At 35.4% G+C, this 12,596-nt stretch carries 12 protein-coding genes and 1 tRNA gene; 10 read left to right on the forward strand and 3 right to left on the reverse strand.

The window, feature by feature from the left end; all coding sequences use genetic code 11:
- Nucleotides 1–29 precede the first annotated feature (29 nt).
- Both E5D58_RS08710 and odhB read left to right on the forward strand, forming a co-directional pair.
- On the forward strand, nt 30–2,774 hold the full coding sequence (locus E5D58_RS08710; RefSeq protein WP_136481479.1) for a 2-oxoglutarate dehydrogenase E1 component: 2,745 nt from the start codon (nt 30–32) through the stop codon (nt 2,772–2,774).
- A 36-nt stretch (nt 2,775–2,810) separates the two neighbouring features.
- Nucleotides 2,811–4,022: a 2-oxoglutarate dehydrogenase complex dihydrolipoyllysine-residue succinyltransferase gene (gene odhB, locus E5D58_RS08715; RefSeq protein ID WP_136481480.1), complete on the forward strand. Its 1,212-nt coding sequence runs from the start codon at nt 2,811–2,813 to the stop codon at nt 4,020–4,022.
- Nucleotides 4,023–4,513: 491 nt separating this feature from the next.
- Here the strand turns inward: odhB and E5D58_RS08720 are convergent, their stop codons facing one another.
- Nucleotides 4,514–5,146, reverse strand: coding sequence for a response regulator (locus tag E5D58_RS08720; protein ID WP_136481481.1), 633 nt, complete (start codon nt 5,144–5,146; stop codon nt 4,514–4,516).
- Between the two features lie 24 nt (nt 5,147–5,170).
- The gene (locus E5D58_RS08725; RefSeq protein ID WP_136481482.1) at nt 5,171–5,614 is read right to left on the reverse strand and encodes a retropepsin-like aspartic protease; all 444 of its coding nucleotides are present in this window, start codon (nt 5,612–5,614) and stop codon (nt 5,171–5,173) included.
- Nucleotides 5,615–5,697: 83 nt separating this feature from the next.
- On the opposite strand from E5D58_RS08725, the gene E5D58_RS08730 reads away from it, so the two are divergent.
- Together E5D58_RS08730 and E5D58_RS08735 are read left to right on the forward strand one after the other, a co-directional pair.
- Nucleotides 5,698–6,465, forward strand: coding sequence for a TatD family hydrolase (locus E5D58_RS08730; protein WP_136481483.1), 768 nt, complete (start codon nt 5,698–5,700; stop codon nt 6,463–6,465).
- A 3-nt stretch (nt 6,466–6,468) separates the two neighbouring features.
- Entirely contained in the window at nt 6,469–7,500 is a 1,032-nt protein-coding gene (locus E5D58_RS08735; protein WP_136481484.1) for an asparaginase, read from the forward strand.
- Between the two features lie 25 nt (nt 7,501–7,525).
- On the opposite strand, the gene E5D58_RS08740 is transcribed toward E5D58_RS08735, so the two are convergent.
- The gene (locus E5D58_RS08740) at nt 7,526–8,941 is read right to left on the reverse strand and encodes a carbohydrate porin (RefSeq protein WP_136481485.1); all 1,416 of its coding nucleotides are present in this window, start codon (nt 8,939–8,941) and stop codon (nt 7,526–7,528) included.
- Between the two features lie 356 nt (nt 8,942–9,297).
- Between E5D58_RS08740 and E5D58_RS08745 the strand changes: the two genes are divergently transcribed.
- The 6 genes from E5D58_RS08745 (at nt 9,298) to E5D58_RS08770 (ending at nt 12,579) form a co-directional block, all read left to right on the forward strand.
- A tRNA-Ser gene (locus E5D58_RS08745) sits at nt 9,298–9,385 on the forward strand.
- Between the two features lie 75 nt (nt 9,386–9,460).
- Nucleotides 9,461–10,231, forward strand: coding sequence for a MotA/TolQ/ExbB proton channel family protein (locus E5D58_RS08750; RefSeq protein ID WP_136481486.1), 771 nt, complete (start codon nt 9,461–9,463; stop codon nt 10,229–10,231).
- A gap of 20 nt (nt 10,232–10,251) precedes the next feature.
- The gene (locus E5D58_RS08755) at nt 10,252–10,683 is read left to right on the forward strand and encodes a hypothetical protein (protein ID WP_136481487.1); all 432 of its coding nucleotides are present in this window, start codon (nt 10,252–10,254) and stop codon (nt 10,681–10,683) included.
- 5 nt (nt 10,684–10,688) lie between these two features.
- Nucleotides 10,689–11,276, forward strand: coding sequence for an ExbD/TolR family protein (locus tag E5D58_RS08760; protein ID WP_136481488.1), 588 nt, complete (start codon nt 10,689–10,691; stop codon nt 11,274–11,276).
- Between the two features lie 23 nt (nt 11,277–11,299).
- On the forward strand, nt 11,300–11,776 hold the full coding sequence (locus E5D58_RS08765; protein WP_136481489.1) for an ExbD/TolR family protein: 477 nt from the start codon (nt 11,300–11,302) through the stop codon (nt 11,774–11,776).
- A 110-nt stretch (nt 11,777–11,886) separates the two neighbouring features.
- Nucleotides 11,887–12,579 (forward strand): porin family protein, encoded by a 693-nt coding sequence (locus tag E5D58_RS08770; protein ID WP_136481490.1) that lies wholly within the window; start codon nt 11,887–11,889, stop codon nt 12,577–12,579.
- Nucleotides 12,580–12,596 lie beyond the last annotated feature (17 nt).

The following is a 12,596-nucleotide window of genomic DNA, read 5'->3' on the forward strand; positions in this document are numbered from 1 at the left end:
GAAATACCTATTCGGAATTAAAACTTACAATGGATAAATTTTCATTTTTAAATGCAGCGCATACAGCATATTTTGCTGATTTATACGACCAATATTTACAAAACCCAGATGCCGTAGAACCAAGTTGGAGAGCCTTTTTTCAAGGGTATGATTTTGGTAGCGAAAATTATTGTGTAAATGGGGAAATTATAGAAGGCGTATCTACTCAAATACCTGAACACGTTCAAAAAGAATTTAATGTGGTTAGGTTAATTGATGGGTACAGAATGAGAGGGCATTTGTTTACAAAAACGAATCCTGTTCGAGAGCGTCGTACCTATACTCCGACTTTAGATATAAGTAATTTTGATTTATCTGAAAGCGATTTAGATACGGTGTTTAATGCCGGGGAAGTACTGGGTGTTGGAGCAAAAACACTGCGCGAAATTATTAGCCACCTTGAGCGTATTTACTGTAGTTCAATTGGGGTTGAATATATGTATCTAAGAAACCCTGAAGTGATTTCATGGTGGCAATCTCAATTAAATCAAAACGATAACCAGCCTAGTTACTCTGCAGATACCAAAAAGTACATTTTATCAAAGCTAAACCAAGCGGTTACCTTTGAAAACTTCTTGCAAACTAAGTACGTAGGGCAAAAGCGTTTTTCCCTTGAAGGAGGAGAATCTTTAATTCCTGCAATTAGTAATGTGCTTTTTTATGCGGTTGAAAAATATGGGGTTAAAGAGTGTGTGCTTGGAATGGCTCATAGAGGTCGTTTAAGTACTTTAGTTAATATCTTTAGAAAGCCCATGAACGAGCTATTTAGCGAGTTTGATGGTAAAGATTTTGAAGATGAAAATATTGATGGCGATGTTAAGTACCATTTGGGTTTAACTTTAGATAAAACCTATCAAAATGGGAAAAACATCAAAATGAATTTGGTGCCTAATCCGTCGCATTTAGAAACGGTTGCCCCAGTAGCCGAAGGTATTACTCGTGCTAAGATTGATGATGATTACAATGGAGATGACTCTAAAATTATTCCAATTATTGTGCACGGGGACGCTGCAATTGCAGGCCAGGGAGTTGCTTATGAAGTTGGGCAAATGAGCCAGCTAAATGGGTATAAAACAGGTGGGACCATCCATATCGTTGTGAACAATCAAATAGGATTTACGACGAACTATTTAGATGCTCGTTCAAGTACTTATTGTACCGATGTTGCAAAGGTTACTTTGTCTCCAGTGCTTCATGTAAATTCAGACGATGCTGAAGCCGTAGTTCACGCCGTGGAAATGGCATTAGAATATAGAATGCGCTATAAAAAAGATGTGTATATCGATTTGCTAGGGTATAGAAAATATGGTCACAACGAAGGTGATGAGCCAAGGTTTACGCAACCAAAACTTTATAAGAATATTTCAAAGCATAAAAACCCATTTAAGATTTATTCGGATAAGTTGATTGCAGAAAATGCAATTGACAAAAACTATTCAGAGCAGATTGTAAATGAGTTTAAGGGAACTTTAGAAAGAGAATATGCTATTTCAAAAGAAGCAGAATCTTCTAAAGTAAGAGAGTTTATGCAAGAACGTTGGAATGGTTTTGAACGTAAAGGAATCGATGCCATGTTAGATGGGGAAAACACCACGTATCCAAAAGATAAGCTTGAGAATATTTCTAGAGTGGTGTCCACTGTACCAGAAGGTGTTAAGTTTTTAAGAAAGGCAGAGCGAATTCTTCAAGGCAGAGCGAAAATGGTATTTGAAACAGATACACTAGATTGGGGTATGGCAGAAACATTAGCCTATGGTAGTTTAATGGAAGAAGGTTATAATGTGCGTATTTCTGGGCAAGATGTAGAACGCGGTACTTTTAGTCATCGACATGCTATCCTTCGTGATGAAATATCAGAAGAACGTATAAACCTGCTCAATACAAACCCAGATAATAAGGGTAAAATGGATATCTATAATTCATTTTTATCAGAATATGGTGTTTTAGGTTTCGATTATGGGTATGCTATGGCTAATCCGAATACACTAACTATCTGGGAAGCGCAGTTTGGCGATTTTAGTAATGGTGCTCAAATTATTTTTGATCAGTACTTATCTGCAGCAGAGGATAAATGGAAATCGCAAAACGGCATTGTTGTACTGCTGCCGCATGGATATGAAGGGCAAGGTTCTGAGCATTCATCGGCCAGAATGGAACGTTATTTACAACTTTGTGGTAATGATAATATGATTGTTGTCGATTGTACGACTCCAGCCAACTTTTTTCATTTACTGCGCCGACAAATGAAGCGAGATTTTAGAAAGCCTCTGGTTGTTTTGACACCTAAGAGTTTATTAAGGCACCCTAAGGCAGTATCTTCAATAGAGGAATTAGCGAGTGGAACATTCCAGGAAGTCATAGACGATACCATTGCACCCAATAATGTGAAGAAATTAGTGTTCTGTACGGGTAAGTTTTACTATGAATTACTAGCAGAACGTGAAGAGTTAAAAAGAGATGATATTGCTTTAGTAAGGGTAGAACAGCTATTCCCGTTGCATGAGGAGAAACTACAAGCAGTGATTGATAGATATCCAAATGTTGAAAGATATGTTTGGGCACAAGAAGAACCAAAAAACATGGGGGCATGGAGTTATATGCTTCAACGTATGAATTTGGTTAATCTTGAAGTATGCTCAAGACCGTATAATTCTGTTCCTGCTCCAGGATCGAGTACAAGAGATAAAGCTAGACAAAGACGCGTAATAAACGATGTCTTTGAAACAAAGAATTAATTAACTAGAATTTAGATACCAGTAAAATTATAAAGAATGATTTTAGAAATGAAAGTCCCTTCACCAGGGGAATCTATTACAGAAGTTGAAATAGCAACATGGTTAGTTGAAGACGGAGATTATGTTGAAAAGGACCAAGCTATTGCTGAGGTTGATAGTGATAAGGCTACGCTTGAATTACCTGCAGAGGTTAGCGGAACCATTACCCTAAAAGCAGAGGAAGGAGATGCCGTTGAAGTAGGGGCTGTGGTTTGTCTTATCGATACCAGTGCCGAGAAGCCAGAAGGGGGAGAAGCTCCTAAAGAGGAAAAGAAAGAAGAAAGTGTAAAGCAAGAAGTTGCAACTGCTCCTGTTACAGAAACAAAAACCTATGCAACAGGTAGTGCAAGTCCTGCTGCTAAAAAGATTTTGGCAGAAAAAGGGATAGATGCTGCTTCTATTGCTGGTACTGGGAAAGATGGAAGAGTAACTAAAGAAGACGCTGTAAAGGCTGTACCTTCGATGGGGACACCAACTGGAGGTAGTAGAGGAACCTCTCGAAGTAAAATGTCTATGTTAAGACGTAAGGTAGCTGAGAGGTTGGTAGAGGCCAAAAACACCACAGCGATGCTAACCACTTTTAATGAGGTGGATATGTCTCCAATTTTTGCGTTACGTTCTGAGTATAAAGAAACCTTTAAGGCAAAACATGGGGTGAGTTTAGGGTTTATGAGTTTCTTTACTTTGGCCGTGGTGAGAGCATTAAAAATGTATCCTGCGGTAAATTCTATGATTGATGGTAAAGAGATGCTATCGTATGATTTTTGCGACATTAGTATTGCTGTATCGGGACCAAAAGGTTTAATGGTTCCTGTTATTAGAAATGCAGAGAATTTAAGTTTTAGAGGTGTAGAATCGGAAGTTAAAAGATTAGCTATTCGAGCAAGAGATGGACAAATTACTGTTGATGAAATGACAGGAGGCACTTTTACCATTACTAATGGAGGGGTTTTTGGAAGCATGCTGTCTACGCCAATTATTAATCCACCACAAAGTGGTATTTTAGGGATGCATAACATTGTTGAAAGACCAGTGGCTGTTGATGGTAAAGTGGAAATAAGACCAATTATGTATGTGGCTCTTTCATACGATCATAGAATTATTGATGGCAAGGAAAGTGTTGGCTTTTTAGTGGCTGTAAAAGAAGCGCTAGAAAATCCAGTTGAAATTTTAATGGATAACAACGTTAAGAAAGCGTTGGAGCTCTAGGCTATTTTTTATTAAATAGACGAAAAGAAAGGGTGCTGTGGTTACAGCACCCTTTTTTGTAGGTTTTTTTGAGGTTAACTAACTAAATAAAGAGCATTAAAAGGTTTATGCATATTACTGCAACAACAATGATAACTAATCCCACAAAACAACATTTGTCAAGAATTATATTTCGTTTTTTCATGATAGATGTTTTCAACATAACATTTAATAAGTTTAGTTAAAAACACCCTGCACCATTACAGTGCAGAGTGAAATAAAAAAATTCTCTCTCAAAAGAATTAATAGCACTGTAAAAGTAAATCGTAAGACCTAAAAATAAAATACGCACTTCTACGTATTTTTAAAGTGGTTATATAAGTTTTATCAAAAAGAAAGCTCTAAATCATTACAATTTAGAGCTTTCCATAAATTCTCCCTAAGAACTATTAATAGCAATGTAAAGTTAAGCTGTTAATCCGTTATAAACAATACGCAGTACTACGTATATTTTACAAAAAAATTTTATTTGTGTTGGTCCAAAGGTATAGAGCCGTTGGTTTATTGTCAAGCCCCAGTTTGTTTACCATATTACTACGGTGCTTATCGACCGTCCTCACAGAAATAGATAACTCATCAGCAATTTCTTGGCTGGTTTTATTTTCAGAGATGAGTTTTGCTATTTTTAACTCAGATTTTGTTAAAGTATCCAAAATTTCAGGCCTTTGAGATCCATCGCTTGGATTCAGATAAGAGGCTATTTCTTCACTAAAATATGGATTGCCATTTACAACATGGGCAATGCAGGTTTCAATTTCTTCAATAGCAAATTCTTTAAAAATATAACCGTAAACATCGAAAGCTTTAGCTTTGTCATATAATTCCTCTTCTTTGTCGAATGTTATTAGAATAACTTTGGTAGGGAGTTTGTTTTTTTTGCAGGCTTCGGCTATCTCTAAACCAGTCCTGTTAGGCATTCTTATATCTAGAATTGCAATTTCAGGTTTGTGCTTTACTATAAGGTTATAAGCCGAATTGCCATCATTAGCACTTCCAACAATATTGAATCCTTTTGAGGTTAAAAAATCAGTAAGTCCACGTAGCATGAGTGGGTGATCATCAGCAATGACAATAGATGTATTCATTAAATCTAAGAGAGAGCTATTTAGTTATTGTAATTTTAAATATAAATATTTCTTTTCATAATCAATAACAGCTTTTGCTTTTTTTAAGATATCTGCCCCAATAATGCCATCGACAGGTTTAGAGTTATGGTTTGCCAAAGCCGTATTTACATGGGTTAAATTAAAAAGTACAAGAGCCACTTTGTTATTCGACCACTTCCCAATTTTCACTTTGTTTTTTTTTGCCATTTTAGTTTCCATGTCAATGGCACCAGCACCTGCAGCCTTAATAATGGAGTCTTCGGCATTTAGTTTAAAGGTTTCAATGCCTTCAAAACCTACACATGAACTTGATGCCCCAGTATCCAAAATAAACAGACCCTTTTTTCCATTTATGGATGCCTTAATCTCAAAATGATTGGTCTTCGTAAGATGTAGTTTTACCTTACTATAACCTTTTTCTAACAGAAATTCTTGAAGTGACTGCATGTAATTGACTTTTAGCAAATATAATCATGCAAAAACAATTATTTTTACAAAAATGAATTAGGTTCAATTTAAGATTATAAGTATTGATAATTACAGATACGCATACACATTTGTATAGCGAAAGCTTTGATAATGATAGACAAAATATAATTGATCAAGCCATTAAAAACGGGGTTTCAAGATTTTTCATTCCTGCAATCGATTCGACTTATACAGAGGCAATGTTAACATTAGAAGCGAATTATCCAGATAATATGTTTTTAATGATGGGGTTGCACCCAACGCATGTTAAGGAAAATTACATTCAAGAATTAACCCATGTAGAGCAAATGCTGAAAAGACATAAATTTTATGCAGTAGGCGAAATAGGGATTGATTTGTATTGGGATCGCTCAACATTAGAGGTTCAAAAAAAAGCGTTTAAGCATCAGATACAATTAGCTAAAACACATGATTTGCCAATTGTTATTCATTGTAGAGAGGCATTTGATGAAATTTTTGAGGTTTTAGAAGAAGAGAAAGATGATAATTTGCATGGTATTTTTCATTGTTTCACAGGTAATTTAGAACAGGCACATCAAGCAATATCCTATAATATGAAATTGGGTATCGGAGGCGTTGTAACTTTTAAAAATGGAAAGATTGACCAATTTTTAGATCGAATCGATTTAAAGCATATTGTTTTGGAAACAGATGCGCCTTATTTAGCACCTGTGCCATATAGAGGTAAAAGGAATGAGAGTCTTTATATTTTAAAGGTTCTGGAGAAACTTGAAATATTGTATGGTTTGAATGCCGAGACCATTGCAAAAGTGACTACTCAAAATTCATTTGAAGTTTTTAAAGTGTAACCTATGTTTAAAGGAAAAGCAAATATCTTACTAATCTATACTGGAGGAACTATTGGAATGATAAAAGATTTTAAAACAGGCGCGCTAAAAGCCTTTGACTTTAAGACCTTGCTTGAAAAAATTCCAGAATTAAAGTTGATAGATTGTAATATTGCTACGGTATCGTTGGAACGGCCAATTGATTCTAGCAATATGAGTCCTGAATATTGGATCCAAATAGCCGAAATTATAGAAAGCAAATATGATGCATTTGATGGATTTGTAGTGTTACATGGAAGTGATACCATGAGTTATACAGCATCGGCTTTAAGTTTTATGCTTGAAAACTTGTCAAAACCTGTCATTTTTACTGGGTCTCAGTTGCCAATAGGAGACTTAAGAACAGACGCTAAGGAAAACTTAATAACCTCTATACAAGTGGCCTCATTGCAACAGGATGGTCTGCCAATGGTTAAGGAGGTTTGTTTATACTTTGAGTATAAATTATATCGAGCCAATAGGACCACAAAGTTAAATGCAGAGCATTTTCAGGCGTTTGCATCCTTTAATTATCCAGAACTTGCTGAATCCGGGGTTCATTTAAAAATTAATCAAAGTCACTTATTGCAGCCAGATCGAGATAAGACCTTGAGTGTTTTTAAGAACTTAGATGCTAATATTACTATCATTAAGTTATTTCCTGGGATTACAGAAACTGTAATTCGTAGTGTTCTAGGAACAAAAAATATAAAAGCTGTAATTTTAGAAACTTATGGCTCGGGAAATTGCACTACAGAAAGTTGGTTTTTAGATATTCTAAAAACATATATTAATAAAGGTGTATTTATAATAAACATAACGCAGTGCTTAGGAGGAAGAGTAATGATGGGTCAATATGAAACTAGCAGTGCATTAGAAAAATTGGGCATTATATCTGGAAAAGATATGACTACCGAGGCTGCAGTTGGTAAGCTAATGTATCTTTTAGGTAAAAATATATCAACAAATTCTTTTCTCCGTGAATACGAAAGACCATTAAGAGGAGAATTATCTTGAAATTGAAAGATTTAGATGAGGTGCTTTAATTCCAAATCCACCATTCTGCCTTAACTCCAAAATAAGTGCCCCAAGTTTTAGGACCAGTAAATTCCAAGTAAGGCGAGTATAAAGACTCTTTTGCATAGTCGTTATAGCGAGCTATACTACATACAAACCTGAGATGTGGTCGTGCCCAAACATTATTTTTACCAGTAGGGACATAAATAGGGACTATGCTAAGCTTGGTAACATTGGCGGTCGGGTTGGTTCCATCTTTTCGTTGAGAGTAGTGCAGTTCTGTTGCCAAATGAAAAAAATCAGAAAAATAAATTTCATCACGAGCACCAATGGTAATATCTAATTTCCTGTTAAACACCTCTCTCCCAAAGTAAGTCTCTGCTATATGATTAGTGTTTGCAGCTCCCTTACTTGAAGTGAGCACTAAATATGGGTTTAGTGTATTTTTACTTGATAAGTTTAAAACAGCGTGATTAACTATAGCCAAAGAATAGGCTTTTTTAAAACTAAGACTCTCTAGGTTGGGAGCGCCGTATGTTAACCATGTTCTGGAGAGTCCTCCGTCCCCACCATTTGCAATGCCACTTCCATAACGGATAGTTAAATCGTTAAAAGAGCCTTTCTTCATTTTTTTAAGACTTTTGTGCCATCTAGCACCAATTACAAAACCTTTGTCAGAAGGAAAGTTTACACGTTGCTCAATACTGTCAATTTCAACGTCAAAATCTCCATCAGGCATATTATGGTACTCACCAAGTAACGTTATTCTGTTAGAGTCATCAATATCAATGTCATGTTCTAAAATATAAACCATACGTTGTCTAAGCGCTGTGCTTGGAGTCCCTGTTTTTATGTTGAGGTAAAAATAGGGAGGTACTGTAGCAGTTGTGTCTGTTGATGATACGAAAAGCTGAGTGTATCGGGTCTTTTTATACTCAATACCAAAACCCTGTCCAGAGTGGTCGTTAAAATAAAAATGATCTATTAAATGCGCGTCGGGACCTCTATACAATCGTGCACCAATCCAAATATTCAAATCTTTTCCAGCAATATTTCTCGCTTGAACAAACATTTCTGGTATGGCTAAGGTTAAGCCTCCTAAGCTAGATGTTGAGCTATTGGCAAAAGTTGTCAAGCTATTTGAGAAAAGAGAAAAACGTACTTGAGCATTTATTTTAGTTTCGTCCCCTTCTTTAGGTGTAAAATGAAAAGACGGCGCAATTTCTAAATAATCCTGTTCTTCCATGCGGCCTCCAATGCTTCCCATGTTATTTAGATTTAATCGCCTACCAATTGTTCTGCCGTTATCAAAAGACCAGTCTACACCAACTCTACCATACGAACCAACAGACACCTTTTTATTTGAGATGTGGTCATAGGCAATTTGCCCCTGAATTTTAGAAAAGGAGCATAATATCAGGACAATGATAATTTTTTTCATAAAAGTAGATTACTTGTTTTTTGCATTCATTGAATGGCCAGTTTCAATAAAAACATCTTGAAAATACGATAACGCCAATAAAGTTAGTAAAAACATATCTAGCATCGATACATTATGGTGATACGTACAAAATTATTTCTGCGATAGGCGGATTGAAAACCAAAATCCTGTTTCTATATTAATACACAAGTAGTTACTAGATGATTTATTTGAAGTGTTGTAGTTTTAACTTAAGAGAAGTATTTGATGGCGCATGTTTCAAAAGAATATTCTAATAAAATTAACCCATAAAATTTTAGCGTTCAAACTTTTTTTTGTTATTTGACCCCAGTAAATTTAAGTTGTCAACTATAAATAGAGAGGTGGCCGAGTGGTCGAAGGCGCACGCCTGGAAAGTGTGTATACCTCAAAAGGGTATCGAGGGTTCGAATCCCTTCCTCTCTGCTGTTATTTTTTACAATTTAATTGCTTTTTTTTTTTATCTTTAACGCTTTAACTAATAAAATTAAGATCTAGAACATGAAAAGATTATTTTCTATCCTTGCCATTACAGGAATGATGGTATTTGGAACTGCTAATGCAACTACAATTGCAAACACGACTACAGCGGTAACTACTGTAGCAAGTATGACTCAAGATGATGCAGCACCAGCTGAAGAACTTGGATTTCATCAAGAATTAAAAAAGAGATTTATTGAAGGAGGCCCAGGCTTTATGGGAATTGTATTATTATGTTTAATTCTAGGGTTAGCAATTGCTATAGAAAGAATTATCTTTTTAAACCTTTCTACTACTAACACAAAGAAGTTGACTCAAGATGTTGAGGATGCTTTGGCTTCTGGAGGTGTTGAAGCGGCCAAAGAAGTTTGTAGAAATACAAAAGGACCTATTGCATCTATTTATTATCAAGGTTTAGATCGTACAGACGAAGGTCTTGATGCTGCTGAGAAAGCTGTTGTAGCTTACGGAGGTGTTCAAATGGGGCAATTGGAGAAAAATGTTTCTTGGATTTCATTATTTATCGCATTGGCACCAATGCTTGGTTTCATGGGAACGGTAATTGGTATGATTCAAGCTTTTGATAAAATTGAAGCTGCTGGTGATATGCAACCATCACTTGTTGCTGGTGGTATTAAAGTAGCACTTTTAACAACGGTTTTTGGTCTTGTGGTAGCTATTATTCTTCAAATTTTTTACAATTATATTATTGCTAAGATTGATAGTATTGTTAACAACATGGAAGACGCTTCTATAACGTTAATGGATCTATTAATCAGAAACAAAAAGTAATAATTTAAAACTAAAAAATTATGGGTTTACATAAAATATTAAAAATTGCAGCCTTTGCTCTGGCGATTATTGGTGCTATTTTCGCACTGATGATTATGACCGGAGATGAAGATACTGCACAAAGTATGAGCGGTAACATGCTTTACATTGCCTATATTGTTTTAGGTATTGTGTTATTACTCGTTGTGCTTTTCGTAATTAAAGGACTTTTTTCTGGAAACTTAAAGAAAACGTTAATGACTGTTGGGGCTTTTGTGCTTGTCATATTGATCTCATACGGAATGTCTTCTGGATCAGATTTAGATTTAAAGCCCTTTATAGATAAAGGCGTAGATATTGACGAAGGAACGTCGAAAACTGTAGGAGCTGGTTTGTATGCATTTTATATCCTTGCAATTTTAGCAATTGGATCGATGCTATATGGTGGCGCGAAAAAATTATTTAATAGATAAGTATTATGGCAAAAAGAGCAGCACCAGAAGTTAATGCGGGCTCCATGGCCGACATTGCGTTTCTACTTTTAATATTCTTCTTAGTAACTACAACTATTGAAACAGATTCGGGTATTAACCGTAAGCTTCCTCCCATGGAAGAATCTGATGAAGATGTAATTATCAAGCAAAAAAATATTTTCACTGTTTTATTAAATGGTAAAGATCAGTTGCTTGTTGAAGATGAGATTATGGAACTTAAAGATCTAAGAGCTGCCGCTAGGGAGTTTTTAGATAATGGCGGTGATGGGTCGTGCGATTACTGTAAAGGACGAAGAGATCCTGCATCATCTGATAATCCTGATAAGGCAATTATTTCTTTGAAGAACGAAAGAGAGACATCTTATAAAACGTATATAGCCGTTCAAAATGAGTTAGTGGCGGCATATAATGAATTGAGAGATGCTAGGGCACAGGCTCAATATGGCACTTCTTTTAAAGAGATGGAAGCCAATTATAAGGATGTTAACTGGCCAGGTAATAAAGAGAAGTTAAAGGAGAAAATTGATCAGATTAAGACCGATTACCCTCAAAAGCTTTCTGAAGTACAATAATTTAAAATTTAACACATTTATATATGGGTAAATTTAATAAGAAAAAAGACGGAGGCGTTCCCGCGGTAAACACGGCAGCTTTACCAGATATTGTATTCATGTTATTATTCTTTTTTATGGTGGCCACAGTAATGAGGCAAAACACTTTAATGATTGAAAATAATTTGCCATTTGCAGATCAGGTAGAAAAGTTAGATAAGAAGGATTTGGTCATGTATATTTATGCAGGAAAGCCAAGTTCAAATTATAAGCAATATGGTACAGAAGCAAAAATTCAGCTTAATGATAAGTTTGCCGATGTTAATGAGATTGCTGCTTTTATCGCTGCAGAACGGGCGTCTAAAAGAGAAGAATTAGTGCCATTTTTAACTACAGCTCTAAAGGTTGATAGTGACGCAAATATGGGGTTAATTGGAGATATTAAGCAAGAACTGCGTAAGGTTAATGCTCTTAAAATAAATTATACTACCAAAAAAGGTAGTGTGTTTGGAAGAGATTAATTTTACTTTCTTAATTTTATAAATAAGGCGTTTTGATTTTCAAAGCGCCTTTTTAGTTTCACAAAATTAGTACCCTATTCTGTTTAGGGTTTTGCAAATTGTTCTATTCAATGAAATATGTTTGTTTTGTTTGTTATTGTTTTCTATTAATTCCTTTATGTAACAGTCAAGAGCTAAGTGAGAAGGCTGGGGATTCGTTGTATCGAGAGGATCAGTTCTACATTGGGATTACCTATAATTTGCTGGGAAAAAAACCAGCAGGGGTAACACAAAGTGGTTTTTCTTTTGGTCTTCACTTGGGATTTATACGTGATATGCCAATTAATAAAAAGAGAAATAAAGCATTTGGTATTGGCTTAGGGTATTCAACCAATGGCTATAATCAAAACATATTAATGTCACGCGGGGCTGATGGCAAGTTTGATTACGAACTATTGGGAAGTTCTGGGACTTACTCCAGAAATAAATTTAACACACACGTTATTGAGTTACCTATTCAATATAGGTGGCGAACTTCAACACCTTCAGATTATGCTTTTTGGAGGGTTTATGCAGGTGTTAAATTGGGTTATATGGTTTCTAATATTTCTAGGTACAAGGGCGAATTAGGAAACTTAACTTTCTATAATAATCAGGATTTTAATGATTTTCAGTACGGGCTAACGCTCAGTGCCGGTTATAATACCTGGAATTTTCATGTCTATTACGGTCTAAACAATCTTTTAGATGGAAACGCAAAGCTAAATGGTGGTAGTATCGATATGAATGCTATTAAGTTGGGACTAATGTTTTATATACTTTAGAATCCAACACTACTACG

Origin of the sequence: Cognatitamlana onchidii (genome assembly GCF_004804355.1) — a bacterium.
Taxonomy (GTDB): Bacteria; Bacteroidota; Bacteroidia; order Flavobacteriales; family Flavobacteriaceae; genus Cognatitamlana; species Cognatitamlana onchidii.

Excerpts from the sequence above, each read along its gene's own strand:
- E5D58_RS08710 (WP_136481479.1), top strand. The coding sequence starts at position 30 with ATGGATAAATTTTCATTTTTAAATGCAGCGCATACAGCATATTTTGCT.
- odhB (WP_136481480.1), top strand. The coding sequence starts at position 2,811 with ATGATTTTAGAAATGAAAGTCCCTTCACCAGGGGAATCTATTACAGAA.
- E5D58_RS08720 (WP_136481481.1), bottom strand. The coding sequence starts at position 5,146 with ATGAATACATCTATTGTCATTGCTGATGATCACCCACTCATGCTACGT.
- E5D58_RS08725 (WP_136481482.1), bottom strand. The coding sequence starts at position 5,614 with ATGCAGTCACTTCAAGAATTTCTGTTAGAAAAAGGTTATAGTAAGGTA.
- E5D58_RS08735 (WP_136481484.1), top strand. The coding sequence starts at position 6,469 with ATGTTTAAAGGAAAAGCAAATATCTTACTAATCTATACTGGAGGAACT.
- E5D58_RS08740 (WP_136481485.1), bottom strand. The coding sequence starts at position 8,941 with ATGAAAAAAATTATCATTGTCCTGATATTATGCTCCTTTTCTAAAATT.
- E5D58_RS08750 (WP_136481486.1), top strand. The coding sequence starts at position 9,461 with ATGAAAAGATTATTTTCTATCCTTGCCATTACAGGAATGATGGTATTT.
- E5D58_RS08755 (WP_136481487.1), top strand. The coding sequence starts at position 10,252 with ATGGGTTTACATAAAATATTAAAAATTGCAGCCTTTGCTCTGGCGATT.
- E5D58_RS08760 (WP_136481488.1), top strand. The coding sequence starts at position 10,689 with ATGGCAAAAAGAGCAGCACCAGAAGTTAATGCGGGCTCCATGGCCGAC.
- E5D58_RS08765 (WP_136481489.1), top strand. The coding sequence starts at position 11,300 with ATGGGTAAATTTAATAAGAAAAAAGACGGAGGCGTTCCCGCGGTAAAC.
- E5D58_RS08770 (WP_136481490.1), top strand. The coding sequence starts at position 11,887 with ATGAAATATGTTTGTTTTGTTTGTTATTGTTTTCTATTAATTCCTTTA.